26 protein-coding genes are annotated in these 25,299 nt (G+C 69.9%); 16 read left to right on the forward strand and 10 right to left on the reverse strand.

Features of this window, described 5'->3' with window-relative positions; genetic code table 11:
• The coding region (locus tag ACWEH3_RS25170; protein ID WP_452358392.1) for a hypothetical protein at positions 1-182 on the reverse strand (182 nt) is incomplete at its 3' end.
• A 651-nt stretch (positions 183-833) separates the two neighbouring features.
• Between ACWEH3_RS25170 and ACWEH3_RS25175 the strand changes: the two genes are divergently transcribed.
• Positions 834-2,426, forward strand: coding sequence for a phosphatase PAP2 family protein (locus tag ACWEH3_RS25175; RefSeq protein WP_450024628.1), 1,593 nt, complete (start codon positions 834-836; stop codon positions 2,424-2,426).
• A 9-nt stretch (positions 2,427-2,435) separates the two neighbouring features.
• On the opposite strand, the gene ACWEH3_RS25180 is transcribed toward ACWEH3_RS25175, so the two are convergent.
• Complete coding sequence (locus ACWEH3_RS25180) at positions 2,436-3,002, reverse strand: hypothetical protein (protein WP_450024630.1); 567 nt, start codon at positions 3,000-3,002, stop codon at positions 2,436-2,438.
• 133 nt (positions 3,003-3,135) lie between these two features.
• On the opposite strand from ACWEH3_RS25180, the gene ACWEH3_RS25185 reads away from it, so the two are divergent.
• The gene (locus ACWEH3_RS25185; RefSeq protein WP_450024632.1) at positions 3,136-3,678 is read left to right on the forward strand and encodes a YaeQ family protein; all 543 of its coding nucleotides are present in this window, start codon (positions 3,136-3,138) and stop codon (positions 3,676-3,678) included.
• A 24-nt stretch (positions 3,679-3,702) separates the two neighbouring features.
• Here ACWEH3_RS25185 and ACWEH3_RS25190 read toward each other — a convergent pair whose 3' ends face one another.
• Positions 3,703-4,155, reverse strand: coding sequence for a hypothetical protein (locus ACWEH3_RS25190; RefSeq protein WP_450024634.1), 453 nt, complete (start codon positions 4,153-4,155; stop codon positions 3,703-3,705).
• 93 nt (positions 4,156-4,248) lie between these two features.
• On the opposite strand from ACWEH3_RS25190, the gene ACWEH3_RS25195 reads away from it, so the two are divergent.
• On the forward strand, positions 4,249-4,461 hold the full coding sequence (locus tag ACWEH3_RS25195) for an imine reductase family protein (protein WP_450024636.1): 213 nt from the start codon (positions 4,249-4,251) through the stop codon (positions 4,459-4,461).
• Between the two features lie 37 nt (positions 4,462-4,498).
• On the opposite strand, the gene ACWEH3_RS25200 is transcribed toward ACWEH3_RS25195, so the two are convergent.
• The 5 genes from ACWEH3_RS25200 to ACWEH3_RS25220 form a co-directional block, all read right to left on the reverse strand.
• Positions 4,499-6,220: an urease subunit alpha gene (locus ACWEH3_RS25200; RefSeq protein ID WP_450024638.1), complete on the reverse strand. Its 1,722-nt coding sequence runs from the start codon at positions 6,218-6,220 to the stop codon at positions 4,499-4,501.
• 59 nt (positions 6,221-6,279) lie between these two features.
• Positions 6,280-6,591 carry an urease subunit beta gene (locus ACWEH3_RS25205; protein ID WP_450024640.1) on the reverse strand — a complete coding sequence of 104 codons (312 nt, stop codon included), beginning with the start codon at positions 6,589-6,591 and terminating at the stop codon, positions 6,280-6,282.
• A gap of 50 nt (positions 6,592-6,641) precedes the next feature.
• Positions 6,642-6,944 (reverse strand): urease subunit gamma, encoded by a 303-nt coding sequence (locus ACWEH3_RS25210; protein WP_039797870.1) that lies wholly within the window; start codon positions 6,942-6,944, stop codon positions 6,642-6,644.
• A gap of 77 nt (positions 6,945-7,021) precedes the next feature.
• Positions 7,022-7,411: a PaaI family thioesterase gene (locus ACWEH3_RS25215; RefSeq protein WP_450024665.1), complete on the reverse strand. Its 390-nt coding sequence runs from the start codon at positions 7,409-7,411 to the stop codon at positions 7,022-7,024.
• Positions 7,412-7,666: 255 nt separating this feature from the next.
• Positions 7,667-8,374: a hypothetical protein gene (locus ACWEH3_RS25220; RefSeq protein ID WP_450024642.1), complete on the reverse strand. Its 708-nt coding sequence runs from the start codon at positions 8,372-8,374 to the stop codon at positions 7,667-7,669.
• A 131-nt stretch (positions 8,375-8,505) separates the two neighbouring features.
• Between ACWEH3_RS25220 and ACWEH3_RS25225 the strand changes: the two genes are divergently transcribed.
• The 13 genes from ACWEH3_RS25225 (at position 8,506) to ACWEH3_RS25285 (ending at position 23,119) form a co-directional block, all read left to right on the forward strand.
• Positions 8,506-9,552: a FecCD family ABC transporter permease gene (locus tag ACWEH3_RS25225; protein ID WP_450024644.1), complete on the forward strand. Its 1,047-nt coding sequence runs from the start codon at positions 8,506-8,508 to the stop codon at positions 9,550-9,552.
• Positions 9,549-10,640, forward strand: a complete 1,092-nt coding sequence (locus ACWEH3_RS25230) for a FecCD family ABC transporter permease (protein ID WP_450024646.1) — start codon at positions 9,549-9,551, stop codon at positions 10,638-10,640. Before ACWEH3_RS25225 ends, ACWEH3_RS25230 begins: the two co-directional genes overlap by 4 nt.
• Positions 10,637-11,536 (forward strand): ABC transporter ATP-binding protein, encoded by a 900-nt coding sequence (locus ACWEH3_RS25235; protein ID WP_450024648.1) that lies wholly within the window; start codon positions 10,637-10,639, stop codon positions 11,534-11,536. Before ACWEH3_RS25230 ends, ACWEH3_RS25235 begins: the two co-directional genes overlap by 4 nt.
• 71 nt (positions 11,537-11,607) lie before the next feature.
• Positions 11,608-12,000, forward strand: coding sequence for a BlaI/MecI/CopY family transcriptional regulator (locus tag ACWEH3_RS25240; RefSeq protein WP_039797864.1), 393 nt, complete (start codon positions 11,608-11,610; stop codon positions 11,998-12,000).
• Positions 12,001-12,043: 43 nt separating this feature from the next.
• Complete coding sequence (locus tag ACWEH3_RS25245) at positions 12,044-12,982, forward strand: M56 family metallopeptidase (protein ID WP_450024650.1); 939 nt, start codon at positions 12,044-12,046, stop codon at positions 12,980-12,982.
• Positions 12,983-13,163: 181 nt separating this feature from the next.
• Complete coding sequence (locus tag ACWEH3_RS25250; RefSeq protein WP_450024652.1) at positions 13,164-14,765, forward strand: DEAD/DEAH box helicase; 1,602 nt, start codon at positions 13,164-13,166, stop codon at positions 14,763-14,765.
• Positions 14,766-14,768: 3 nt separating this feature from the next.
• Entirely contained in the window at positions 14,769-15,614 is an 846-nt protein-coding gene (locus ACWEH3_RS25255) for a DMT family transporter (RefSeq protein ID WP_450024654.1), read from the forward strand.
• 60 nt (positions 15,615-15,674) lie between these two features.
• Positions 15,675-17,111: a GuaB1 family IMP dehydrogenase-related protein gene (locus ACWEH3_RS25260; protein WP_450024656.1), complete on the forward strand. Its 1,437-nt coding sequence runs from the start codon at positions 15,675-15,677 to the stop codon at positions 17,109-17,111.
• A 244-nt stretch (positions 17,112-17,355) separates the two neighbouring features.
• Positions 17,356-18,738 carry a hemolysin family protein gene (locus tag ACWEH3_RS25265; RefSeq protein WP_450024667.1) on the forward strand — a complete coding sequence of 461 codons (1,383 nt, stop codon included), beginning with the start codon at positions 17,356-17,358 and terminating at the stop codon, positions 18,736-18,738.
• Entirely contained in the window at positions 18,731-19,795 is a 1,065-nt protein-coding gene (locus ACWEH3_RS25270) for a hemolysin family protein (RefSeq protein WP_355078479.1), read from the forward strand. The genes ACWEH3_RS25265 and ACWEH3_RS25270 overlap by 8 nt, the downstream gene beginning before the upstream one ends.
• Positions 19,796-19,832: 37 nt before the next feature.
• Positions 19,833-20,747, forward strand: coding sequence for a 3-methyladenine DNA glycosylase (locus tag ACWEH3_RS25275; RefSeq protein ID WP_450024669.1), 915 nt, complete (start codon positions 19,833-19,835; stop codon positions 20,745-20,747).
• 153 nt (positions 20,748-20,900) lie between these two features.
• Entirely contained in the window at positions 20,901-22,475 is a 1,575-nt protein-coding gene (locus tag ACWEH3_RS25280; RefSeq protein ID WP_450024659.1) for an LVIVD repeat-containing protein, read from the forward strand.
• Between the two features lie 2 nt (positions 22,476-22,477).
• Entirely contained in the window at positions 22,478-23,119 is a 642-nt protein-coding gene (locus tag ACWEH3_RS25285) for a DUF305 domain-containing protein (protein ID WP_450024661.1), read from the forward strand.
• A gap of 12 nt (positions 23,120-23,131) precedes the next feature.
• On the opposite strand, the gene ACWEH3_RS25290 is transcribed toward ACWEH3_RS25285, so the two are convergent.
• Positions 23,132-23,890 carry an NAD(P)H-dependent oxidoreductase gene (locus ACWEH3_RS25290; protein WP_450024671.1) on the reverse strand — a complete coding sequence of 253 codons (759 nt, stop codon included), beginning with the start codon at positions 23,888-23,890 and terminating at the stop codon, positions 23,132-23,134.
• A gap of 237 nt (positions 23,891-24,127) precedes the next feature.
• The gene (locus ACWEH3_RS25295) at positions 24,128-24,643 is read right to left on the reverse strand and encodes a hypothetical protein (protein WP_450024663.1); all 516 of its coding nucleotides are present in this window, start codon (positions 24,641-24,643) and stop codon (positions 24,128-24,130) included.
• Positions 24,644-25,299: the final 656 nt, after the last annotated feature.

Consider the following 25,299-nt stretch of genomic DNA (forward strand, 5'->3'; position numbering starts at 1 on the left):
GCCGCGCGCGGTCTGGCCGATTCGGCGCGGGCCTCGGCGAGGGAGCGGACGAGGACTTCGTCGGCGGCGGCATGGGCCAGATCACGGAAAGCGCGCGTCAGGTCGCTGACGGTGACGTCCTCCGCGGACTCCCCGGCTGCGCGCGTGAGATCAGCTGAGCCCCGCGTCGTCATGCGAGTCATGGTGTACCTCCTTTGTGATCCTCGATGGCAATACGTCTTCCGCGGGTGAGCACACATCGGCCCACCGCGCCGACCGACGCCATGGCGGTATCCCCTGCCCGGCAATGGCTTCAGTAGCTGAGGCATGCCGCGCCCACCCACCGATGCGCCGCGCTAGCAACTTTTCAGCAATCTCGCATCGCTACGATAGCCGCGCGCTGCGCGGCGTGCGGACGAATCGGCGATCAGAAGATCCGGCGACCACAAATCGTCGAGAGCGCGGGTGCAACCGCACATGCGGCAGTCCATACATATCCGAGCCGATGGGACGGCTTTCCGCAGTCCGGTAGGCGCAGGCGGCGTCCGATCCGACGAGTAGATCGGCTCGCGCTGCGGCACCCCGTTGGGCACCAGCTGCTCGACCAGCGCCGGCCGATCGCAGCGCAGAGATCGGCCGGGGCGGCGGCGGCCGGATGGGATCGTTCCGCCCTGTCCAGCAAGCGTCAGGTCCCGGCAACTGGAAGTCGGCTTCTCGAAAATTCCTTTGCAACACCAGTTCTCGTGGCAGGTCCCGACTCCACGACCTCTCGCCGAGCCCTAGGTCTCGCCGACATCGCAGGAGTCCGCTGTGCGTCCACGTTTGTGTGCGCGGTGATCGGTAATGTCGAACGAGTGAGTAGCTGGGTGCGCCGGAAGTTTCACGGCATCGGACGAATCGATCGAGCGATCGGCGGCGCGGTCGCCGAACTGCCTGCCTCGGTGGTCGACCACGGATTGCTGCGGCTCACCGGCAGCGCGAATTTCAGCGGACTGTGGCTGGTTCTCGCGACGCTGCTCGCCTCCCGGCAAGGCGCGCCGCGGCGGGCCGCGCTGCGCGGCGTCGTCTCCGTCGCCGGAGCCAGTCTCGTCGTCAACGTGGGCCTCAAGTCGCTGATCGCACGGCGCAGGCCTGCCGCCGAACTCCTGCCGGTGCACCGGCGACTCGTTCCGGCCCCGCGCTCCTCCTCCTTCCCCTCGGGACACAGCGCGTGCGCCGCGGCATTCGCCACCGCTGTCGCTCTGGAAAGTCCCCGTACCGCACTGGTTGTCGCCCCGCTGGCCGCCACCGTCGCCTACTCCCGGGTGCACACCGGTGTGCACTGGAGTTCCGATGTGCTCGTCGGAGCGGCCGTGGGTTCCAGTGTCGCCCTGGCCACGCGACGCTGGTGGCCGGTGCGCGAATCCGACGAGGCGCAGGCCCGTCCGGTTCGCGAAGTGCCCGCGCTGGTGGAGGGCAAAGGCCTGGTGGTCATGGTGAATCCGGTGTCCGGCGACCCGAATTACGATCCCACCGACGACGTGATCGCGGCCCTGCCCGCCGCCACCGTGCTGCGCACACAGCCCGATCTGGACTGTGCCGACCAGCTCGAGCGGGCCATCGCCCAGCACGGTGAACCGGTGCTGGCGGTCGGCGTCGCCGGTGGTGACGGCACGGTGGCCGCGGTGGCCGCCGTCGCGTTGCGCCACGAACTGCCGCTGGTCGTCATCCCCACCGGCACGCTCAACCACTTCGCCCGCGATCTCGGCGTCTACGACCTGCGCGAAGTAATCGATGCCACCGGTGTCGGCGAGGCGGTGGCGGTGGACATCGCCGGCGTCGAATGCGAGGACGACACCGGTTCCCGCACCCGGCATCTGATCAACACCGCCAGCCTCGGCGCCTATCCGGACCTGGTGCAGCTGCGCGAGAAGTGGCAGTCACGCTGGGGCAAATGGCCCGCCTTCGCCGCCGCGCTCGTGGTGACCCTGCACCGGGCCGAGCCGATCGAGATCTGCCTGGACGGACGCTGGCAGCGGGTGTGGTTCCTGTTCGTCGGCAACGGTCCCTACCACCCGCACGGCGCGGTGCCCGCCTTCCGTGACCGGCTCGACGCCGGACTACTCGACATCCGCTGGCTGCGCGCCGATCTGCGCTGGTCGCGCACCCGCGCAGTACTCGCGCTGATACTGGCGGCGATCGGCCACAGCAAGGTCTACGGCGAACGCCAGTTGCCCGAACTCTTCGTGCAGTTACCCACGCCGGAGGCGCTGGCGACCGATGGCGAGGTGGTCGGCAAGGCCACCCGACTGCACTTCCGCATCGCCGGACAACTCGCGGTCTACCGCCGTGACGAATCCAATCCGGTCTGGGCCGACCGCAGCCGCCCGCATCACCGCCGAGCTCCCTGGCTGCGGGACATCTTCCGAGCCGAGCCGGCGTTTCAGCGGCGAGCGGGCGAAGACTGAGCGAACGCGCTACTTCATGAAGCGCAGCAACCCGAGGTTCGGCTCGAGCGCGCCGTCCTGTCCCAGCGCCAGGAAGTCCGCCTCGACCGCCTCGCGCTCGAGCACCCCGGCCCGCACCGCGTGGTAACGCACCACCGACCAGAGGAAGACATCGAGGTCGTCGAAACGAGTGCCCTCCTCGACCACTTCCTCCTCGTGGAACCAGATCGCGATCTGCCCGTTGGTGAGCACCACGTACAGGTTGCCGCCGCCGTCCGCGCCGATCGAATACACATCGTCGTCGGTGAGCTCGGTCTCGTAGTCGGAATCCACTATGCCGCAGCCATTTCCGGCGAAGTCGAAACCGTAGGACCAATCGTGGACATCCAGGAACTGCGGCATCCGCCCGGACCGCACCCGGCGATCGAAAGCCGCCAGCGCCGCCGCGGACGCGGGCGCCAGCCGTTCGAGGAAGGGCGCCACCGGCCGGGTCTCCTCCGGCACGGTGACCAGCGGCCGATCGGCGAACCATCTGGCCAGGTCGGCGTCGAGGTCGCGCTCGACGTATCCGGCCAAGTCGTCACGAGTACGTGTCACCGCCGAATCGTAGGCGCCCTCAAGGACATTCACCGAACACCGGATCGTCCAGCCCATCGCCGCCAGCTTGCGAAATCATCGCCACCGCGCTGCCTCGGGGCTGATCACCGGGCAGCGATAGGCTCTTGCAGCTATGGCACTCAGCGCGACATTGCACAACTTCGCCGTCCAGTTGGCCGACGTCGATCGGGGCGTCTACCAGGAGCTGGAGTTGCGGGTGGCGCAGCACCCATCGGAATCCGCGGAGTTCATGCTGACCCGCGTGCTCGCCTATTGCCTCGAATACGAGGAGGGCATCGCCTTCAGTGACGGTGGAGTCTCCTCCACCGACGAGCCCGCGGTGCTGGTGCGCGACCTCACCGGCCGCCTCACCGCCTGGATCGAAGTCGGCGCACCGGACGCGGAGCGGGTGCACCGAGGCAGCAAACTCGCCGACCGGGTCGCCGTCTACACTCACCGCGACCCGGCCAAGGTGCTGGCGCAACTCCCCGGCAAGCGCATCCATCACGCCGAAGCGATACCGCTCTACAGCTTCGATCGCGACTTCATCGATTCCGCCGTCGCCGCGACCGAACGCCGCAACACCGTGACCGTGTCCGTCACCGAGCGCCTGCTGTACCTGGACCTCAACGGCACCGCGTTGAGCGCACCGATCCACGAGCACCGGCTCACCTAGTTCTCGGACCCGTTCCTGCGCCCCTCATCGGATCCGGCGTTCGCACTCCTCGAATTCGGCTCCGCTTCGGAGGCAGTCGTAGAGTCCGCTCTGCACGTCGCCATTGGTGGGCGGCTCGCCGCAGAGAACACCGCATCGCTGATAGTTGGGGACGGCGGTGCCGTCGGGCCAGTGGCAGGCATCGCCGTCGCAGGTGTAGCCGCGCGTATTGGGGTCGCGCGGGATCGGATTCCGGCTGAAGGACCACACCGACGCGTCGGTGTTCTGTACCTGCGTGCAGTAGACGGTCCGGCCGTCGGCGAGGCGGCCCACCGCACCGGGATCCTGGCAGTAGTCGTTCAAGGCGACCGTGACACCGCCGTCGGACGGCAGCGGCGCGGCCGCGGAGGTCACGAACATCGCAGCCAGAAACGTCCCCGCGCCGACAACACCTGTCAGCACCCGACGCGCCGCCTTACGCTCGCCCGGTCGAGGCATGCGTCCCTCCCTTGCTCCAGATCCAGCGGACTATACGCCCGGCGTCCCCGAGTGGCACACCGTTGAGACGTCCTCTCGTACCTCGCCGTAGCCGTGTGCGACTCGCGGGGTGGTCCAAGCGGGGGCGGCGGCGAAACCGACGCGCGGGCGATGGCGCATCTGATCGAGGAGAGCGAAGCGGTCGGCATCAACGCCGAACTGCCGAAGTTGATCAAGGCGATGGCCGACCGCTCGATCGCCGCGGGACACGGTGGGGAGCAGTATCCCGTGCTGATCGAGGAGTTCGGCAAGCCTGGCGAGGACTGACCGATCGGTCGAACCCGCCGCCCCGTACCCGCGCCGGTCAGAAGAGGAAATAGCGCTGAGCCATGGGCAATTCGGTGGCGGGTTGTTCGCGCCAGACCTCGCCGTCGATGCGGACGGTGAAAGTGTCCGGCTCGACTTCGATGCGCGGCATGGCGTCGTTGTTCGGCAGATCCTTCTTCCGCACGCCACGGACGTCGCGGACCGGAACCAGTCTGCGCTGGACCCGCAACCGGTCGGCGAGGCCGTCCTCGATCGCCTGCTCGGAGACGAAATGCAGTGAGGTCGCCGCGGCGGCCGCCGGTGCGGCGCCGAACATGGGGCGCGGCAGCACCGGCTGCGGCGTGGGGATGGAGGCGTTGGCGTCGCCCATCGCGGCCCAGGCGATCGCGCCGCCTTTGAGGACGGCATGCGGGCGGACACCGAAGAACGCCGGCTCCCACAGCACCAGATCGGCGAGCTTGCCCACTTCGACCGACCCGATCTCGTGGTCCAGGCCATGCGCGACGGCCGGGCAGATGGTGTATTTCGCGACGTAGCGCTGGACCCGGGCGTTGTCGGCGGCGCCGTCGCCCGGCAGCGCGCCGCGGCGGCGCTTCATCACGTGCGCGGTCTGCCAGGTGCGCAGCACCACCTCCCCGATGCGGCCCATGGCCTGCGAATCGCTGCCGATCATCGAGATGGCGCCGAGGTCGTGCAGCAGGTCCTCGGCCGCGATGGTGGAGGGGCGGATGCGGCTTTCGGCGAAGGCCAGATCCTCCGGGATCGACGCGCTCAGGTGGTGGCACACCATGAGCATGTCCAAGTGCTCGTCGAGGGTGTTGATCGTGTGCGGGCGAGTCGGGTTGGTGGAACTGGGCAGCACGTTGGGATGGGCGGCGACGGTGATGATGTCGGGCGCGTGTCCGCCGCCCGCGCCCTCGGTGTGGTAGGCGTGGATGCCGCGGCCCGCGATCGCCGCGAGGGTGTCCTCGACGAAACCCGCCTCGTTCAAGGTGTCCGAGTGCAGCGCCACCTGCACCCCGGCCGCCTCGGCCACGGTGAGGCAGGCATCGATCGCCGCGGGCGTGGAGCCCCAGTCCTCGTGCAGCTTGAAACCGGATGCGCCCGCGCGCAATTGCTCCCACATGGCCTCGGCGCTGACGGTGTTGCCCTTGCCGAGCAGCACGATGTTCACCGGCCAGCCGTCGGTGGCCTCCAGCATGCGCGCCAGATGCCACGCGCCGGGCGTCACGGTGGTCGCCTTGCTGCCCTCGGCCGGGCCGGTGCCCCCGCCGATCAGGGTGGTGATGCCGCCGCCGAGCGCCTCCTCCAACAGCTGCGGACAGATGAAATGCACGTGACAGTCGATCGCGCCCGCGGTGAGGATGCGGCCGTTGCCGGAGATCACCTCGGTGGACGGCCCGACGACCAGGTCCGGGTGCACCCCGGTCATGGTGTCGGGGTTGCCCGCCTTGCCGATCGCGCTGATCCGTCCGTCGCGAATACCGACGTCCGCCTTGATGATTCCCCAATGATCGATGATCACCACGCCCGTGATCACGGTGTCGGGAGCGCCCTCGGCGCGCGTCGCTCGGGACTGGCCCATGGATTCGCGCAGGACCTTGCCGCCGCCGAACACGGCTTCGTCGCCCGCGCGCCCCGGTCCCCCGCTGCGGTCCTCGGTGATCTCGATCAGCAGATCGGTGTCCGCCAGACGGATCCGGTCGCCCGTCGTCGGTCCGAACAGTTCGGCGTACCGCGCCCGGCTCAGCTCACTCATCGCGTCCTACCTCCTGAGCCCGCGTACTCCGCGCAGCCCGTTCCGGGTCCGCACACGCACTAGCCATCGAGACGGCCCGGTGGGGTCGGGCTGATTCCGTGCACCTCGCGGGCGCCGCCCAGCGGCACCAGCCGTACCCGTTGCCCGAGACCGGGTTCGAAGCGCACCGCGGTCCCGGCCGGGATGTCGAGGCGGTGGCCGTGCGCGGCCGCGCGGTCGAACTCCAGCGCCGCGTTCGCCTGCGGGAAATGCACATGGCTGCCGACCTGCACCGGCCGGTCGCCGGTGTTGACCACGTCGAGTTCGAGGCGCCGCGCGCCCACGTTCAGTTCGATGACGCCCTCGGCGCAAAGGTATTCGCCGGGGATCACGCCGGGCCTCCGTCCGGATCGGGGGCGCTCGCAAACCGCATACCGCCCGCCTATCCGATCGGGTGGTGCACGGTGACGAGCTTGGTGCCGTCCGGGAAGGTCGCCTCGACCTGGACGTCGGGGATCATCTCCGGCACACCTTCCATCACGTCGTCGCGGGTGAGGACCGTCCGTCCCGAGGACATCAGGTCCGCGACCGTGCGCCCGTCCCGCGCGCCTTCCAGCACATGGTCGGTGATCAGCGCGACCGCCTCGGGATGGTTCAGCTTGAGTCCGCGCGCCTGCCTGCGCCGGGCCAGCTCGGCGGCGTAGCTGAGCAGCAGGCGCTCCTGCTCATGCGGTGACAGTCGCATCCGGGCTCCTCACCGGTTCACAGTGACGGGTGACGCACATTCTGGCACGCCCGTTCCGCCGTCGCCGGTCGAGCGGGTCAGGACCGATGCGGCAGATTCTGCAGTCGCACCTGACCGCGCGCCACGGTGCGGCCCTGCTCATCGGTGATGACGACCTGCCACAGCTGCTGCAGCCTGCCCCGATGCAGCGGCGTCGCCTCGCCCGTCAGGGTGCCCTCGCGCACCGCCCGCAGGAAATCGGTGTTGTTGTTCACGCCGACGACCGTGCCCTGGTCGCCGAACCAGACGCCGCCGGCGACGCTGGCGAGCGTCTCGACGACGGTGCAGTACACGCCGCCGTTCTGGATGCCTGCTGGCTGGTAGAGATGCGGTTTCACGACCCACTCGCCGCGCACGCGGTCGGGGCTCAGCTCGGTGTAGCGCAGGCCGATCAGGTCGGCGAAGGTGCCTTCGCTGTAGGCGTTCATCTGCTCGGGCGTGACGTCCGCCAGCGAGCCGACCTGGCGAGTCTCCTGCTGTGTCATGTATTCACTGTCGCACAGCACCCTGCGCGCAACGCCGCGGCCTCATCCGCAGGCCAGGGCGGTGCCCCGCCGGGGACGATCGGCACAGAGCGGCGGGCCCCACCGGAAGTGGAGCCCGCCGCGGCACGGGATCGGGGGTCACCGCAGCCCTCGGGACTCTCGCGCGATCCGTACGCCGAAAGTGAGTATAGGTCAGCCTTACCTAACTGAGCAAGAGCCCGACCGCCGCACGGGCAGCCCCCGCTCGGCCATCGCCGCCAACAAGGCTTGGCCACGACGCGCGCCGGCGACGGAATCGGTCCGCGCCAGATCGGGCACGTAAGTCGAAGCGCCCGCGACGGATTCACCGACGAGGGACCAGAACCGCCCGGCGCTCAAACCGGAGCAGCGAGTCAGGTTCCGCTGAACGACGGTCAGCGCGGGTTCGCAGCGATGCGCGAGCCAGACGTACATCGCCTCCGGGCACGGCAAGGCGACCACACCGGGTCCGCCCGCCAGCGGATCACCGTCGATCACGCGAATCGTGGTGTCCGACAAGGCCGCCCAGTCGATTCCGCCGTCGTTGTCGGTGTGGATCCAGAGGTTCTCCAAGCCGGGATCCCAGGCGCGCCCTTCCGCGACGAGCAGCGCGACCACCCGTCCGGCTACCGCGTGGATCAGCGCCGTGGCAACCACTTCCGCGGCGATGCCCGCACTGATCATCTCCGCGGCATGCCGCCGGTACATGAGTTCGACGCGCCCTTCGCGCACTCCGTCCGCCAGCTGCCACCAGCGTCGTTTGCCCTGCTCGGCGATCGCGGCGACGGCATAGACCCGCGGGTGCTCCGGTTGCAGCGCGCGCAGCCGGGCACAGGCGCGTCCGAACGCCGTCGGCGAGCGATGTGGCGTGGTGATGAGCTCGGTCATCGAACCTCCTCGGGGATCGGCTCCGTCGCGCGGCGCGGCGGGCAGTCGGCCATCCCCGCCTGTCCGCGAAGATAGGTTAGGCTTACCAGACTTAGCAACCGTATCGCTGATTTCAGGAGCAGCTCGTCGCCGTGACTTCTCTTGCCACCGTGAGGCGGCGACGTCTTTCCGGACTTCTCGTCTCGACCGTCCTACTGCTGCTCGCCGTGCTGGCCGGCGTGGCGGTGGGCGCCCGCTCGCTCGCGCCGGGAACCGTCTACGACGCCGTGCATCATGCGCTCACCTGCTCCGGCGGACCCTTCACGTGCGCAGCCGGTTCCACCGAGGAAGAGATCGTGCGGGGGCTGCGGCTGCCGCGCACCGCGTTGGCACTGGTCTGCGGGGCGGCGTTGGGGATCGCGGGCGCGCTCGTCCAGGGCTACACCCGCAATCCGCTCGCCGACGCCGGGTTGCTCGGACTGAACGCGGGTGCGGCGTTCCTCGCCGCGTTGAGCGTGTACCTGTTCGCTTTCGCCGCGCCGGAGCAATACATCTGGTTCGCGCTGGCCGGAGCGCTGATCGCCGGGGTGGCGGTGTTCGCGACCTCATCAGTGGGCGGCGGCAAGGCGAGCCCGCTGACCCTCGTGCTCGCGGGTGCGGCGGTCACCGCGTTCCTGCAGGCCATGACCAACGCCGTCGTGCTGTTCGACGCCGCCGCGCTGGACACCTACCGGTTCTGGGTGATCGGCGCCGTCGCCGGCCGCGACGCCGCGGTGTTCTGGCAGGTACTGCCGTTCCTGGCCGTGGGCATGTTGCTGGCGGTACTGGCGGCGCCCGGACTGAATCTGATCGGCCTCGGCGACGACGTCGCGCGTGGACTCGGCGTGCACGTCGGCCGCAGCCGCGCGCTCGGCCTGGCGGCCGTCGTGCTGCTGGCGGGCACGGCGACGGCGGCGGTCGGGCCGATCGCCTTCCTCGGCCTGGTCGTCCCGCATCTGGCGCGGACGATCACCGGGCCCGACCATCGCTGGCTGATTCCCTATGCCGGGCTGCTCGGCGCGTTGCTACTGCTGATCGCCGATGTGGCGGGCCGGGTGGTGGCTCGCCCCGGCGAACTGGAGGTCGGCGTAGTGGTGGCCCTGCTCGGCGTGCCGTTCTTCCTCGCGTTCGTGCGCAGGCGAAAGCTGGTGAACCTGTGACGATCTCGCTGCGAACCCCGAGTGCCCGCCCCGCGCTGCGCGTCGGGCCGGTGTCGACGGTGCTGCGACCGCGGATGATCCTGATCGTCGCGGTCCTGATCGCGCTGGCGCTCGCACTGTTGTGCCTGGACGTCGCGGTGGGCGAGTCCCATCTACCGCTCGGGCGCGTGCTGGACGTCCTGACTGGCGGCGGCACCAGGGCTCAGCGGTTCATCGTGCTGGAGTCCCGGCTGCCGCGCGCGCTCACCGCGCTCGTGGTCGGCCTCGCGCTCGGGCTGGCGGGCGCCGTCACCCAGTCCATCCTGCACAACCCGCTGGCCGCGCCGGACATGCTCGGCATCACCTCGGGCGCGAGCCTGGGGGCGGTCGCGGTGCTGGTCGGCACCGGAGGCGCGAGCACCGGCGTGGCCGCTTCGGTCGGCGCGCCGGTGGCGGCCCTGGCAGGCGGGCTGCTCACCGCCGTCGCCATCTATCTGCTCGCCTGGGGACGCACCGCCACCGGCGCGTACGGCGCCTCCGGGCTGCGGCTGGTGCTGATCGGCGTGGGCGTGAACGCCCTGCTGACCGCGGGGATCAGCTGGCTGCTCACCCGCGCCAGCCTGGCGGATGCCCAGCGCGTGCAGTTGTGGCTGAACGGATCGCTCAACGCGGCCGACAACGCGCGCCTGGGTCCCGCGGCGATCGCCGCGGGAATCGCCGCGCTCGTCGCGCTCGCCTCCGCCCGCACGCTCGCCGCGCTGCGTCTTGGCTCCGACACCACGCGTACGCTCGGGGTGCGCATCCAGACCCAGCAGGCCGTCTTGATCGGAGCGGCGGTGGTAGCCGCCTCGGTGGCCACCGCCGCCGTCGGGCCGGTCGGTTTCGTCGCCCTCGCCGCGCCGCAGATCGCACGACGACTGCTGCGCACACCGGGCGAGCCGCTGGTCGGCGCCGCGGTCACCGGCGCCATCCTGGTGGTCGGCGCGGATGTCGCGTCCCGCACGGCGTTTCCGGTCGACCTACCCCTCGGCGTCGTGACCGCGGCATTCGGCGGGCCGTTCCTGCTGTACCTGCTCGTGCGTATGAACCGGAAGGCGACGCTGTCATGACGATCGCGGACATCACCACCCCTGACGCCACGGAGCGGGCGAGCGCTCCCGCGCACCGGCTCGGCGCCGAGGCGGTCAGTCTCGGCTACGGCGACCGGGTGATCGTCGACGGGCTGAGCTTGACCGTCACTCCCGGCGTCGTCACGACCGTCATCGGGCCGAACGGTTGCGGGAAGTCCACCCTGCTGCGTTCGCTCGGCCGCCTGCTGCGCCCGCGAGAAGGCCGAGTGTTGTTGGACGGCAAGGCTATTTCGACGATGAAGACCAAGGACGTCGCCCGCATCGTCGGCATGCTGCCGCAGTCGCCGGTCGCCCCGGAAGGGCTCACCGTCGCCGATCTGGTCGCCCGTGGACGCCACCCGCACCAGTCCTGGTTCCGGCAGTGGTCGGGAACCGACGAATCCGAGGTGACGACAGCGCTGGCACAAACCGGGATCACCGACCTCGCCGACCGACCGCTCGATGAGCTGTCCGGCGGCCAGCGCCAGCGCGCCTGGATCTCGATGGCGCTGGCCCAGGGCACCGACATCCTGCTGCTCGACGAGCCGACCACCTATCTGGACCTGGCGCACTCCATCGAGGTGCTCGACCTGGTCGACCGGTTGCACGCCGATCTCGGCCGCACCGTCGTGATGGTGCTGCACGATCTCAATCTCGCGATCCGCTACAGCGACCAGCTGGTCGTCATGCGCGACGGACGCGTCGTCGCCGCGGGCGCCCCCGGCGAGGTGGTGTCGGTCGAGCTGCTGCGCGAAGTGTTCGACCTGGATGCCAGGGTGCCCGAGGACCCCGTGTCGGGCCGCCCGATGATCGTGCCGATCGGCGCCAGGCACGTGCGCGGAAAGGCGGGCGGACCCGCTGCCACAACGCCCGCGACCGCGCCGTATGAGAAATGACACACCAGCTATTCCATAGTTACGACACCCTGTAGTACGCATCCTCGTCGTTGAGTACCTAAAATTAGGGAATGGCAGGTCTTGGTGAACTCGAGAAAGCGGTCATGGACCAGTTGTGGTCGGCCGACGAACCACAAACGGTCCGGCAGGTGCACGAGGCGCTCGCCGCACGCCGTGAGCTCGCGTACACCACGGTGATGACCGTGCTGCAACGCCTCGCGAAGAAGAACCTCGTGGTCCAGCGGCGCGACGACCGCGCGCACCGCTACGCGCCGGTGCACACCCGCGACGAACTCGTGGCCAGCCTGATGGTCGACGCCCTGCAACAGGCCGACGCGGCGGGCAGCCGTGCCGCGGCCCTGGTGCACTTCGTGGAACAGGTCGGCAAGGACGAGGCTGCCGCTCTGCGCGAAGCACTCGCTAAGCTCGAAGCAACCGAGGACTCGGCGCCCCCGCCGCAGTAGACTCCTCGGGCGCCCTGGCCCCACAACGCAGTGAGCTGAGTCGATGAACGCAACCGCGCCGGTATTCGCCGGACTGGCATTGCTTCTCGCGGGGCCTGCCCCGGCCTTGCTCAGCCGGGCGACCTGGACCTACCGGACGCCCCGAGCAGCGCTGGTGCTCTGGCAGGCCATCGCGCTCGCCGCCGTGCTCAGCGCGTTCGGCTCCGGGTTGGCCATCGCCGCCGAGCTGCTCGTGCCCGGCCCCGACGGCCGCCCGACCACCGCGCCGACCAGGGAGATCGACGCGCTCGGCCTGCCGCTGTGGCTGGCGTACGTGTTGGTCTTCGCGCTCACGCTGCTGATCGGCGCCCGGTTGATCTACGCGATCATCCGGGTGGGCGTGCACACCCGCAGGCGGCGGTCGCGCCACCGCATGCTCGTCGACCTGCTGGACCAGAGCGGTCCGCACCGGCGCGCGGCCGACATCCGGGTGCTGGCCGCCACCGAGCCCATCGCCTACTGCCTGCCCGGCCTGCGCCAGCGCGTCGTGCTCAGCGAAGGCACCCTGACCAATCTCGCCGACGCCGAGGTCACCGCCATCGTCAGCCACGAGCGTTCGCACCTGCGGGCCAGGCACGATCTCGTGCTGGAGGCGTTCACGGCCGTGCACGAGGCGTTCCCTCGGGTGGTGCGCAGCAAGGCCGCGCTCGGCTCGGTGAAACTGCTCATCGAGTTGCTCGCGGACGACTCGGCGGTCAAGGTCACCGGACCGAAGCCGCTGGCCCGCGCCCTCGTCGCCTGCGCGAAGTCCACCGCGCCGCAAGGCGCGCTCGCCGCGGGCGGTCCCACCACGCTCATCCGCATCCAACGGCTGAGCGGCCGGATCGGGGACCTCCGCATCGCGACGGCCGCCTACCTCGGCTCGGCAGCCATCCTGGTGGTGCCGACGCAGGCCGTGGCCGTACCCTGGCTGGTGGAACTGAGTCGGCTGTTCCACGGCTGACTTCCCGGCACGTATCCTGGACCTTCGGCCCGCCTCCGGTCGGCCGCATCCTCTCGCTCCACCCGGCGCGCGTCATCGCCCGCGCCACCGCGCGGTGAACCGCATCGCGCGCCGCTCTCCATCCCACCGAACAGCGCGTTCCGCGCGGAACGCGCCGTGCGACGAAAGGCACACCCTCCTCGTGACCCCCTCGACCACCGTCGCCGCGGCGCCCCCCGTGACCTTCGCGGGTCTGGGCCTGCCCGCCGTGCTCGTCCAGGCACTGCGACGCGACGGCATCGAGACGCCGTTCCCGATCCAGGCCGCCACGACCCCCGACGTTCTGGCAGGAAAGGACGTGCTCGGCCGCGGGCCGACCGGTTCCGGGAAGACCTTGGCCTTCGGCCTCCCGATGCTCACGCGGCTGGCGGGCGCGGCGGCCAAGCCGGGCCGCCCGCGCGGGCTGGTTCTGGTGCCGACCCGCGAGCTGGCCGCGCAGATCGAGCGGGCGCTGGACGAACCGGCGCTTTCGCTCGGCCTGCGCGTGGCCTCGGTGGTCGGCGGCGCTCCGATCAAACGCCAAGCCGACCGGCTCGCCCGCGGCGTCGACCTGCTCATCGCCACGCCCGGACGGCTCGCCGACCTTCTCACCCAGGGATCCGCCGATCTGTCCGACGTGACCATCACCGCGCTCGACGAGGCCGACCACATGGCCGACATGGGATTCCTGCCGCAGGTGACCAAGCTGCTCGACCGCACGCCGCGCGACGGTCAGCGCCTGCTGTTCTCGGCCACGCTGGACGGCGAGGTCGACAAGCTGGTCAAGCGTTACCTGCGCTCCCCTGTCACGCATTCCACCGCGCCGCCGTCGGCCTCGGTCACCACGATGTCGCATCACCTGCTCTACGTCGGCGACAAGGTGACCAAGCGGGCGGTCGCCACCGAGATCGCCGCCCGCGACGGGCTGACCATCATGTTCGTCCGTACCAAGCACGGCGCCGACCGGCTCGCCAAACAGCTGCGCGGGGCGGGCATCGCCGCGGGAGCGCTGCACGGCGGCAAGGCGCAGAACAATCGCACCCGAACCCTCGCCGCGTTCGCCGACGGCTCGGTGCCGGTGCTGGTCACGACCGACGTCGCCGCGCGCGGCATCCACGTGGACGGGATCTCCCTCGTCGTGCACGTCGATCCGCCGCCGGAGCCGAAGGCCTATCTGCACCGGGCCGGGCGCACCGCCCGCGCGGGCGAGGACGGCGTGGTCGTCACGCTGGTGATGGACGAAGAGCGCCGCGACGTCGAGTCGATGGCCCGTAAGGCGGGTGTCGAGGTGGACGGAGTCGCGGTCCGTCCCGGCGACCGCACACTGGCCGAGATCACCGGCGCCCGCCGCCCGTCCGGAACTCCGGTGGTCCCGGCTTCCGCCGCGCCCGCGACCACCCCCGCTACCAAACCCGCACGGCGTCAAGCGAACCGGCGTGCGGAGACGGCTCAGGCCGGTGGCCGCGGTGCCGGTGCGGCGAAGCAGTCCCGGTCGGGCTCGGTGCCGAGCCGTGGTGGCGAATCGGTCGCCGCGCCGGGGCGTCGTCGCGGCCAGGCGAAAGTCGCCGGGAAGCCCGCCACCGGCAACTCCGCCGGGCACAGTGCGGGTTCGGGCGAGGGTGCGTCCACCCGCCGTTCCGGCGCGGCGGGCGGATTCTCCGGACGCGCCGCAGGGCCCGCCTCCGGCGACACGCCGGGCCGGACACGGCGACGCGCCGTACGCGCGCAGCAGTCACCGAAGTGGGGCAATCGCGGAGCAAACTAGAGCGTGTCGACTCACGCGGCAGCCGCCGTCCTCTGCTCCCTGCTCGCCGCGCTGCTGTTCGCGATCGCCGCGGTCGCGCAACAACACGCGGCGGCCGCGGTGCCGGAGGGCGCGTCGCTGATCCGCTCGCTGATCCGCACCCCGCGCTGGTGGGCGGGCGTCGTCGGCGACGCGGGCGGATACGCCATGCAGGTCGTCGCGCTCACCTTGGGCGCGGTGCTGCTGGTGCAGCCGATCCTGGTGAGCGCGCTGGTGTTCGCGCTACCGATGTCCGCCCGGCTCAACGACCGCCGCGTGGCGCCGCGCACCTGGGCGACCGCGCTCGCGCTGACCGCCGCGCTGGCCTGCTTCCTGCTCGTCGGCAATCCGACCGAGGGCAACACCGACGCGCCGCTGCGGGACTGGCTCGTGCCCCTGGGCATCCTGCTCGGCCTGATCGCCGCCGCCACCGCCGGTGGCATCGCCGCGCGCGACCCGGCGTGGCGCGCACTGCTGATCGGCGCCGCGAGCGGCGCCCTCTACGGACTCGCCGCCGCGCTCACCGACTACGTCACCGACCTGTTCGACCACGGTCTCGGGGATGTGCTCAGCGGCTGGCAGACCTGGGCACTTGTCGGGGCCGGTGTCACCGGCGTCTACCTGCAGCAGCGCGCCTATCACGCGGGACCGCTGACCGCCTCCTTGCCCGCCGTCACGGTCGTCGAGCCACTGGCCGCCGCGTTCATCGGCATCGCCGTGCTGGACGAGCGGTTGCGGACGGACACCGCGGGACTGGTCATCACCGGAGGTGCGGTGCTCGTCATGGCCGCCGCGACGATCATGCTTTCCCGCTCGCAAGCCGCCGCCTGAGCTCACGGGCGAAGAAGCAGAACGGCGCACACCGGTCGCCGCGCGGATATCATCGGTCGAGTGCGCTTTCTCCCCGGTCATCAGCCGCCGTACGACCTGACCTACGACGACATCTTCCTCGTCCCGAATCGGACGGACGTCGCGTCGCGCTTCGACGTCGATCTGTCGACGACCGACGGGTCGGGCACCACCATCCCCATCGTCGTGGCGAACATGACCGCCGTGGCCGGGCGCAGAATGGCCGAGACGGTGGCCCGCCGCGGCGGCATCGTCGTCCTCCCCCAGGACCTGCCGATCACCGCGGCCGCCGACACCATCGCCTTCGTCAAGAGCCGCTCGCTCACCGCCGACACTCCGGTCACCCTCGCCCCCGACCGTTCGGTCTCCGAGGCGGTCGCCTTGATGCACAAGCGCGCCCACGGCGCCGTCGTGGTGGTGGACGACGGACGCCCGGTCGGTGTGGTGACCGAGGCCGCCTGCGCCGACGTCGACCGCTTCGCCCGGCTCCGCGAGGTCGCGGTCACCGATTTCGTGCGGGCCCCCGCGACCACCACCCCGCGTGACCTGTTCGATCTGCTGCACGCCGAGCACGCCGACTTCGCCGTGCTCACCGCCGAGGACGGCACCTTGGCCGGTGTGCTCACCCGCACCGGCGCCCTGCGCGCGGGCATCTACCAGCCCGCCGTCGACGCCGCCGGCAAGCTGCGCGTCGCGGCCGCGGTCGGCATCAACGGCGACGTGGCCGCCAAGGCCAAGTCCCTCGTGGATTCGGGCGCCGACTTGCTGGTCATCGACACCGCGCACGGACACCAGGCCAAGATGCTCGAAACGCTCACCGCCGTGCGCGATCTCGGGCTCGGAGTCCCGCTGGTCGCGGGCAACGTCGTCTCCGCGGAGGGCACCAGGGATCTCGCGGCGGCGGGCGCCGACATCGTCAAGGTCGGTGTCGGCCCCGGCGCCATGTGCACCACCCGGATGATGACCGGCGTCGGCCGCCCGCAGTTCTCCGCGGTGGCCGAATGCGCTACCGCCGCCGCGGAACTCGGCGTGCACATTTGGGCCGACGGCGGCGTTCGCCATCCCCGCGACGTGGCGCTCGCGCTGGCCGCGGGCGCGTCCAACGTGATGATCGGCTCCTGGTTCGCCGGTACCTACGAGTCCCCCGGCGACCTGCGGGTCGATCGCGACGGCAACGCGTACAAGGAGAGCTTCGGCATGGCCTCCAAGCGGGCCGTCGCCGCCCGCACCGCCTCCGACAGCGAATTCGACCGAGCGCGCAAGGGATTGTTCGAAGAGGGCATCTCCAGCTCGCGGATGCGGCTTGACCCGGAGCGTCCCGGCGTCGAGGACCTCATCGACCACATCTGCTCGGGTGTGCGCAGCGCGTGCACCTACGCGGGAGCACGGACGCTCGCCGAATTCCACGACAAGGCCGTGCTCGGCGTGCAGTCCGCGGCCGGATTCGCCGAAGGCCGCCCGCTGCCCAGCGGTTGGTGAGCGCCGACACACGCATCGCACCGGCACCGGCCCACGCCACTCGGCACGTGGGCCGGTAGCATGGTGGTTGCCGGACACCGGCACCACGACTCGTTTGCGAAAGGATCCAGTTGTCACCCGCGTCCGAGGGCGCCGTACAGGAGGGCTCCTCTACCGAGCCGGGTGACCAACCCGGCGTCCTCCTCCCCGCAGTAGTCCCATTCCGCACAGGCCGTCACGCAGCACCGTTCGGGTGGTGCTGACCATGTCCGTCGCGCTCACCGCGCTCAGCCTGATCGGATTCATCGCACTCACCGTCGGCACGGCCCTGTTCGTCGCCGCGGAATTCTCCCTCACCGCCCTGGAGCGCAGCACCGTCGAGGCGCACGCCCGCACCGGTGACGTCCGCGCCCGCATGGTCCGCAAGGCGCATCGCACGCTCTCGTTCCAGCTGTCCGGCGCCCAGCTCGGCATCACCATCACCACACTGATCACCGGTTACATCGCCGAGCCGGTACTGGCCCGGCTGCTGCATCCGGTGTTCGCCGGCATCGGGCTGAGCGAAGCCGCCGCGGGTGGCGTCGCGCTCACGCTCGCGCTGATCCTGGCCACCTCGCTGTCGATGATCTACGGCGAGCTGGTGCCCAAGAACATCGCCATCGCCAAGCCACTGGCCACCGCCCGCGTCACGGCCGGACCGATGATCGGCTTCTCGGTGGTGTTCAAGTGGATGATCCATTTCCTCAACGGCACCGCCAACTGGGTGGTCCGCAGGCTCGGCGTCGAGCCCGCCGAGGAGTTGCGCTCGGCCCGTTCGCCGCAGGAACTCGGCTCCCTGGTGCGCACGTCCGCGCTGCGCGGCGCGCTCGACCAGCCCACCGCCCAGGTGATGGACCGCTCGCTGCAGTTCGGCGAGCGCAGCGCCGAGGAGCTGATGACTCCGCGGGTGAAGATCGAGTCACTCGACAAGGACGACACCATCGCCGATCTGATCGACGCGGCGGGCCGCACCGGTTACTCCCGCTTCCCGGTGATCGACGGCGATCTCGACAACACCCTCGGCTTCGTGCACGTCAAGCAGGCCTTCACCCGCCCATTGCAGGCGCGCCGGACGACCCCCCTGTACCGGCTCGCCCAGCCGGTGCCGATCGTGCCCGCCAGTTTGGACGGCGACGAGGTGCTCGAACGGGTCCGCGCCGACGGCATGCAGGTCGCCCTCGTCGTGGACGAGTACGGCGGCACCGCGGGCCTGGTCACCATGGAGGACATCATCGAGGAGATCCTCGGCGACGTCCGCGACGAGCACGACGAGGAGGAGCGCGACGTACGGCGCGTCTTCGACGGCTGGGACTGCTCGGGCCTGCTGCGCATCGACGAGGTCTCCCGGGCCACCGGATACGACGCGCCGGAGGGCGAGTACGAGACACTGGGCGGCCTCGTGCTGACCCGGCTCGGCCGCATCCCGGTGCCCGGCGACGAAGTCGTGCTGCCCAATCCTCGCTCGCAGCAGTGGACGGCGCCGGAAAGCCACGGCTCCGGCGGCTGGATCGCCCGGGTGGAGCGCATGGACGGACGGCGCATCGACCGGGTCCGGTTGATCCCGGTGGACGCCGACGCCCTCGCGACCAAGGAGCACAGCCATGGGTGACCTCTTCGGCGTGCTGCTCACCGTCGTGCTGTTGGCAGGCAACGCGTTCTTCGTCGCCGCCGAGTTCGCGCTCATCTCCGCCCGCCGCGACCGGCTGGAAGCGCTGGCCGCGCAGGGCAAGCGCAACGCGAACACCGTCATCCGAGCGGGCGAGAACCTTTCGATGATGCTCGCCGCCGCGCAGCTGGGCATCACCATCTGCTCGATCCTGCTCGGCCGCGTCGGCGAGCCCGCCGTCGCGCACCTGCTGGAAGGCCCGTTCGACCTACTCGGCCTGCCGCAGCAACTGCTGCACCCGGTGGCGTTCGCCCTGGCGCTGACCATCGTGGTGATCCTGCACATCCTGTTCGGCGAGATGATCCCGAAGAACATCGCGCTGGCCGGGCCGGAGCGAAGCGCGCTGCTGCTGGTGCCGGTGCACCTGATGTGGCTGCGGCTGGCCCGCCCGCTCATCGCGCTGTACAACCTGGCCGCCAACCTGTCGCTGCGCCTGCTGCGGGTCGAGCCGAAGGACGAGCTGGAGGCCACCGTGTCGACGGTGGAACTGGCCGAGATGATCGGCGAGTCCCGCTCGGAGGGGCTGCTCGACGAGGAGGAGCACCGCCGCCTCACGCAGGCCCTCGGCACCAGCGACCGGGTGGTCGCCGACGTGATGGTGCCGCTGGACGCGACCCGATCGATTCCGCTGCGCGGCAACGGGACCACACTCGGCGACATCGAATCCGCAGTCGCCGAGACGGGTTTCTCCCGCTTCCCGGTGCGGGCGAACGACGGCTCGCTGGTCGGCTACCTGCACGTCAAGGACGTGCTCGACAAGGTCGCCGACGAGAGCGCCGGTCCGGGGACGCCGATCCCGCGCACCGATATCCGCCCGCTGCCGACGGTGGGCATGGGCGCCACGCTCTACGAGGCGCTGGCGCGGTTGCGGCGCACCAACAGCCATCTCGGCCGCGTGGTCGACGACCGGGGCAACACCACCGGCATCGTCGCCTTGGAGGACTTGGTGGAGGAATTCGTCGGCACCGTCCGAGACGGAACGCATCGGGTGGGCGAATGACGATTCGGGCAGCGTGCCCGCGCGGGGTGCGATGACCATGCGGGTGTTGTCCGGTGCGCAGTGGCGGGAGTCCGCCGCCGCGCACCGGGCCCGGCTGGACGATCTGGTCGGGCCCTATCTCGAGCGGCGGGCGCAAGGTTCGTCGCACCCGGTGATCGACTTCTTGTTCACCTACTACGGGCACAAACCCGCCCAGTTGCGGCGCTGGCATCCGGGATACGGCATCGGGATGGCCGATGCCGCCGAATACCGCGACGCGCGGGGGTATCACCACGTCGTCACCGATTCCGGCGCTGCGGGCTTCTGCACCGCCGATCCCGCATATCTGGACAAACGCCGCGATACCGTCGCGTTCGTCGCAGAGTTGCTGCGTGCCACCGCGTCCCGGCCCGCGCATCTGTCCTGCTTCGGGCTGCACGAATGGGCGATGGTGTATCGCACCGACGACATCCGCCACCAGAGGGTGCCGCTGCGGCTGGGACGCGCGGGCACCGACGCCGTGCTCGACTCGATGTCGCTGCGCTGCACGCATTTCGACGCCTACCGCTTCTTCACCCCGGACGCCGTCGGCCGCAACGCCGAGCCGCTCACCCGAGCCGACCAGCTGCGTCGCGAACAGCCGGGCTGTCTGCACGCGAATATGGATCTGTACAAGTGGGGCTTCAAGCTGGTCCCGCTGATCTCGTCTGAGCTGCTCCTGGATTGTTTCGAGTTGGCTTGCGCCGCAAGGGAACTCGACATGCGTGCCAGCCCGTACGACCTGTCCGGCTTCGGCTACCAGCCGGTTCGCATCGAGACACCCGCGGGGCGGGCGGAGTACGTCCGCGCCCAGGCCGAGTTGACGGAACGCGCAGCCGGACTACGACGCATCTTCCTGGGTGCCTGCGACGAACTCCTGTCGGCGCACCCGAATTCGGCCACACTCCGCACCGGACCGACCCAGCCGCGCTGATCACGCGGAGCGGAAAACTTCGCGAATCCGGCTGCGATTCGGCAAAACCCGCCCTCGGACGGACGGAAATCACTACCATTCAGTCAGTTCAGCGGTGACTGTCCCAGTCACCCTGGGTAGCCAATCTCGACGACGAAGTTGGGGGTCGCGACGATGCGCCCGTTGGCCAGACTGTGCCGTGCCGAACCGCTGGCTCTGCTCACCATCGGCATGGTTACAGCCGTGCTGCTGCCCGTGAGCGCTTCGGCCGATCCGCCATCGGACCTTCGTAACGCAGTCGAGGAGTTCCTCGACGTCGGGCGCACCTCGGTTCCCCGCGCCGACTGCGGACCCGGCGCCGCCCCCGAGAGCGGACTGCAAGGCGACGTCACCGCCGCCGACCGCGACAGCGGGCGCAGCACGCAGGGCTACCGGTGCAACATCTCCTACGTCGGCGGCTACGCGGGCCGCGGCGCGGGCATCACCTCCACCAGCTTCGAGCATTGCGCCTATCTGGGCTCGTTCTTTCCCGGCGACCTGATCAGCGAGGGCCGTGGCGTCCAGGTGCTCGACGTGTCCGATCCGGCGAATCCGCGTCCGACGGCGACTTTGACCGAGCCCGCGATGCTCGCGGGCACCTGGGAGAGCCTCAAGGTCAACACGGAGCGCAAGTTGCTGGTCGGCACCGGCGTGCCGGTCGGCGAGGGGGTGGGTTACCTGTCGGTCTACGACATCTCCGATTGCGCGCATCCGCGGCTGCTCAATCCCGGTCCGGGGACGAATCTGGCGATGCCGCTGCCGATCACCACGCACGAGGGCGGCTTCTCCCCCGACGGCAACACCTATTGGGCCTCGGGAATCGCGCCCGGCTTCGTCAGCGCGGTGGACCTGAGCGACCCCGCCGACCCGCATGTGGTGTGGCAGGGCTTGACCGGCATCGAAGCGCACGGATTCGGCATCAGCCCGGACGGCGATCGGATGTACATCTCCGCGCTCGGCGGATTCACCGTCCTCGACATCAGCGCGGTGCAGCGCCGCGACCCCGACCCGCAGGTGCACCATCTGGGCCGGGTGTTCTGGACGGACGGCTGGGCGACCCAGCACAGCATCCCGGTCTTCTACGACGGCAAGCCCTACCTCTACACCGTCGATGAAGGCGGTTCCGGCGGCGTCAAACTCATCGATGTCTCCGACGAGACCGCGCCCAGGGTGGCCAACAAGATCAAGCTCGAGATCAACCTGCCGCAGCACATCGACAGCAATATCGGTTCGTCGATGGGTGGTTCCGCCTTCGCCTACGAATCGCACTACTGCGCCGCCGACCGGCAGGACAACCCCACCGCCTTGGCCTGCGGATGGATCTCCTCCGGCATCCGGGTGTTCGACATCCGCGATCCCTACGCCATCCGCGAGATCGCCTACTACAACCCGCCCGCCCGCACCGGGCAGAACCTGAGCCTGTGGAACTCGCCGCACGCGCTCGCCTCGCTCATCGGTGTTCCGCTCATGAGCACCCCGCCCGCGGTGCGCGCCGTGCTGGAGGGACAGTTCAACCCTCTGGACGCCACCACCCCGCGCACCGGCCGCCTCGCCTTCGGCGATGTGTCCACCGACTGGTGCTTCTCACCACCGGAATGGCGCGGATCACAGCTGTACGTCACATGCTCGGACAACGGGTTCATGGTGCTGCGACTGGACGAGGACGTGTACTCGCCACCGGCGGACCAGCGGTCGATCGTCGGGTCGTAGCGATGCGGCGCCGGATCTCGACCGCCGCCCTGGTCTCGGCGGCCTTCGCGCTGCTCGTGCTCGGCGCCGCAGTGCGGCCGCTGGTGTTTCCGGAAAGTCGTTCCGCCGCATCGGTGCTCACCGATGTCGAGATCGGCTTCGTGCAGGACATGGCCACCCATCACCAGCAAGCGCTGCTGATGGTGCAGCGGCTGGATCGCTCGGTCGATCCGGCGGTCGCCCGGCTGGCCGAACAGCTCGACCGCACACAGCGCCTGGAGATCGGCACCATGCTCGGCTGGCTGCGTCTGGCGGACGCGCCGCCCAGCTCCGTACACCCGATGGCGTGGATGCCGGGCGCGGACGCGACGGCGCATGGCCATCAGGCGGCGGGCGCGCAGACGGCACCCCTGATGCCCGGGATGGCGAGCACGGCGGAACTGAACAATCTGGCAGCGGCACATGGCCGGAACGCGGAGATACTGTTCCTTCAACTGATGTTTCGCCACCACCAGGGCGGTATCGCGATGGCCGAGGCCGCCGACGGTCTCCTGGGCTCCGGGCCGGTCAAAGAGATCGCGCGTTCCATGATCCATGGGCAGGGCCAAGAGGCCGGGATGATGGGCATGCTGCTCACCCAGCGCGGAGCGGCCCCACTGCCCTGATCACCCGCGCCGCTACGACGCCACGTGCAACCCGAAGCCGGTCGCTCCCCGTGCTTCGCGACCAGCTACCAGACGCAGGCTCCGGTCGTAGTCGCCGCCGCTCTGCGGGCGGTACCGGATCGGCTCCAGTTCGGCCAGCTCCGACATCCGCCGCCGCAGCTCGTACGCGACGTCGTCGAAGCGCGCGGCGTCGAGGCGGATCGTGTCGTGCACCACGAACGGCGACAACACGTCCATGCCGGTGTAGTAGAGGATGCCGTGGTGGATCGGGAACAGCAGATCCGCGACGGGGCCGTTGATCCCGCGATCGGAGTAGGACGGCTGCCTGCCCCCGACCGAGACCACCAGCATCGCGCGCCGCCCGGCCAGGACGCCCGCACCGTATCTGGGCAACGCCTTACCCCCGGCTCCATAGGCGAAATCGCAGGTGAGAACCCGGTCCACCCAGCCCTTCATGATCGCGGGCATGCCGAACCACCAGAGTGGGAAATGCAGGACGACGGCGTCGGCCCACAGCAGTTTCTCCTGCTCGGCGCGGATGTCGGGACTCAGCGTCCCGTCGCGGTAGGCCACACCCGAGGCCAGCATGAAGTTGGGCTCCTCGACCGCGCCGAAATCGTCGGTGTCGGCGGCGGCCTTCCACCCCATCGCGTAGAGGTCGGTGATCCGCACCTCGTGCCCGTCCGCCCGCAACTGGCGCGCCGCAACCTCTTTCAGAGCGCCGGTGAGTGAGTCCGGCTTCGGGTGGGCGTACACGATCAGTACGTTCATTCCAGCGTTCGTCACATATCGGCGCAACAGCCTGCGGAGCGTCGGATATTCCGTCGTCCCCTCGACCTGCATGGACGCGTGACGGATACGTCCTGCCGCGACGGCGTGGGCGCGCCCGGCCGCGCTTTGCGTTTGGCGCTGGGCCATGTCCACACTCGGCATGGTCATCTCCGCTTGGACACCGGATCACGCGCTCGCCGGACCTGATGGCTTCCTCAGGATTTTCGGCGACCGCGCTCAGTGAGTGTCGACGAAGCGGTACCACTGCCCGTCGAAGGCGGCGTATTCGATGCCGTTGGTGGCGGGTGGGCCGAGGTGGGGTGGGGTGGCCGGGTCGCGGAAGAAGGCGAAGCCCTCCGAATTCGAGTCACCCGTTTGGGTGTAGAACAGGCAGCCGCCGTCGCGGGGCGTGATGAAGGTGATCGTGTAAACGCCGAGGCGGGCACGGTGGCCGGAGTGCGCGCAATCGACGGCTTGATCTTCGAGGATCCCGCGGGAGAGGCGCCAGCCGGTGTCCTCCGGGACGTCGTAGAGGGCCAGCGCCACGAGGGCCGCGATGAGCACTGGCGAGGCGAGACTGTGGAACACGGCACGATAGCGCAGCAGCCCGAGCAGTCCGAACAGGACGGCGATCCCGCCGAGCACACCGAGCACCGCCCAGAGCACGACGAGGGTCGGGAACGTGCCCTCCGCGGCGAGTTGCCAGAACAGCGCCGCGCAGCAGAGCGCGACCAGGGCGGTAACGAGCCCCATCCACAGAACGAACCAACGAGGAATACGCGACCGTGTGCGCACGGACCCTGCGGAGTTCACGTGTTCAAGATACGAGGGACACGAGCTTCGCGCGCGGGATCGGCGGCGAAATCCTCCGGGGCCCTGGCGATCACGGCGACGCGGGAAGCGGGCGGAAAGCCCGCGCGGTCCAATTCCGGAGACCGCGCTGGAGTTCGCATGGTCCGGATGTCCGGCGAATTCCGGCACCGATGACTACGCACTTCACCAGTCAGCGAGATCCACCGGTGTGAAAACAAACAATTCGGAACGTTTCCCGATTCCGGCCGGAATCGAAAATCCCCCGGCCAGCACACCTGACCAGGGGATTTCGCTACTCGAAGCAGATCGTGGACCGCACGTTCACAGCGGAGGGAAGCCCGCCGATCCGGTGGCCATCCAATTCCAGAACATCGCCGCGCGATTAACGACCAATGCCACGATGTCGAGCACAACGCTTCCCATGAATCTTCCTCACAAATCGACGATCTCGTGCGGCCCCCAGGGTAACGGACCGATATACAAGAGTCGAAACTCCTGGTCACCCGCGAAAGCGGGGAAGCCCCGGCCCGCCGGGGCGGGGGGTTGGGGGCCCACCGCGGAGAGAACGCGGGCCGCGCCCTCGCCGGCCGGCGCCC

Source organism: Nocardia sp. NPDC004718, assembly GCF_053601535.1.

What these genes read in the sequence shown, in the direction of transcription:
- ACWEH3_RS25185 (WP_450024632.1), top strand. Translation starts at nt 3,136, where the DNA reads ATGGCACTCAGCGCGACATTGCACAACTTCGCCGTCCAGTTGGCCGAC.
- ACWEH3_RS25295 (WP_450024663.1), bottom strand. Translation starts at nt 24,643, where the DNA reads ATGGGGCTCGTTACCGCCCTGGTCGCGCTCTGCTGCGCGGCGCTGTTC.
- ACWEH3_RS25265 (WP_450024667.1), top strand. Translation starts at nt 17,356, where the DNA reads ATGTCCGTCGCGCTCACCGCGCTCAGCCTGATCGGATTCATCGCACTC.
- ACWEH3_RS25240 (WP_039797864.1), top strand. Translation starts at nt 11,608, where the DNA reads ATGGCAGGTCTTGGTGAACTCGAGAAAGCGGTCATGGACCAGTTGTGG.
- ACWEH3_RS25275 (WP_450024669.1), top strand. Translation starts at nt 19,833, where the DNA reads ATGCGGGTGTTGTCCGGTGCGCAGTGGCGGGAGTCCGCCGCCGCGCAC.
- ACWEH3_RS25270 (WP_355078479.1), top strand. Translation starts at nt 18,731, where the DNA reads ATGGGTGACCTCTTCGGCGTGCTGCTCACCGTCGTGCTGTTGGCAGGC.
- ACWEH3_RS25220 (WP_450024642.1), bottom strand. Translation starts at nt 8,374, where the DNA reads ATGACCGAGCTCATCACCACGCCACATCGCTCGCCGACGGCGTTCGGA.
- ACWEH3_RS25280 (WP_450024659.1), top strand. Translation starts at nt 20,901, where the DNA reads ATGCGCCCGTTGGCCAGACTGTGCCGTGCCGAACCGCTGGCTCTGCTC.
- ACWEH3_RS25285 (WP_450024661.1), top strand. Translation starts at nt 22,478, where the DNA reads ATGCGGCGCCGGATCTCGACCGCCGCCCTGGTCTCGGCGGCCTTCGCG.
- ACWEH3_RS25235 (WP_450024648.1), top strand. Translation starts at nt 10,637, where the DNA reads ATGACGATCGCGGACATCACCACCCCTGACGCCACGGAGCGGGCGAGC.
- ACWEH3_RS25190 (WP_450024634.1), bottom strand. Translation starts at nt 4,155, where the DNA reads ATGCCTCGACCGGGCGAGCGTAAGGCGGCGCGTCGGGTGCTGACAGGT.
- ACWEH3_RS25210 (WP_039797870.1), bottom strand. Translation starts at nt 6,944, where the DNA reads ATGCGACTGTCACCGCATGAGCAGGAGCGCCTGCTGCTCAGCTACGCC.
- ACWEH3_RS25215 (WP_450024665.1), bottom strand. Translation starts at nt 7,411, where the DNA reads ATGAACGCCTACAGCGAAGGCACCTTCGCCGACCTGATCGGCCTGCGC.
- ACWEH3_RS25290 (WP_450024671.1), bottom strand. Translation starts at nt 23,890, where the DNA reads ATGAACGTACTGATCGTGTACGCCCACCCGAAGCCGGACTCACTCACC.
- ACWEH3_RS25245 (WP_450024650.1), top strand. Translation starts at nt 12,044, where the DNA reads ATGAACGCAACCGCGCCGGTATTCGCCGGACTGGCATTGCTTCTCGCG.
- ACWEH3_RS25200 (WP_450024638.1), bottom strand. Translation starts at nt 6,220, where the DNA reads ATGAGTGAGCTGAGCCGGGCGCGGTACGCCGAACTGTTCGGACCGACG.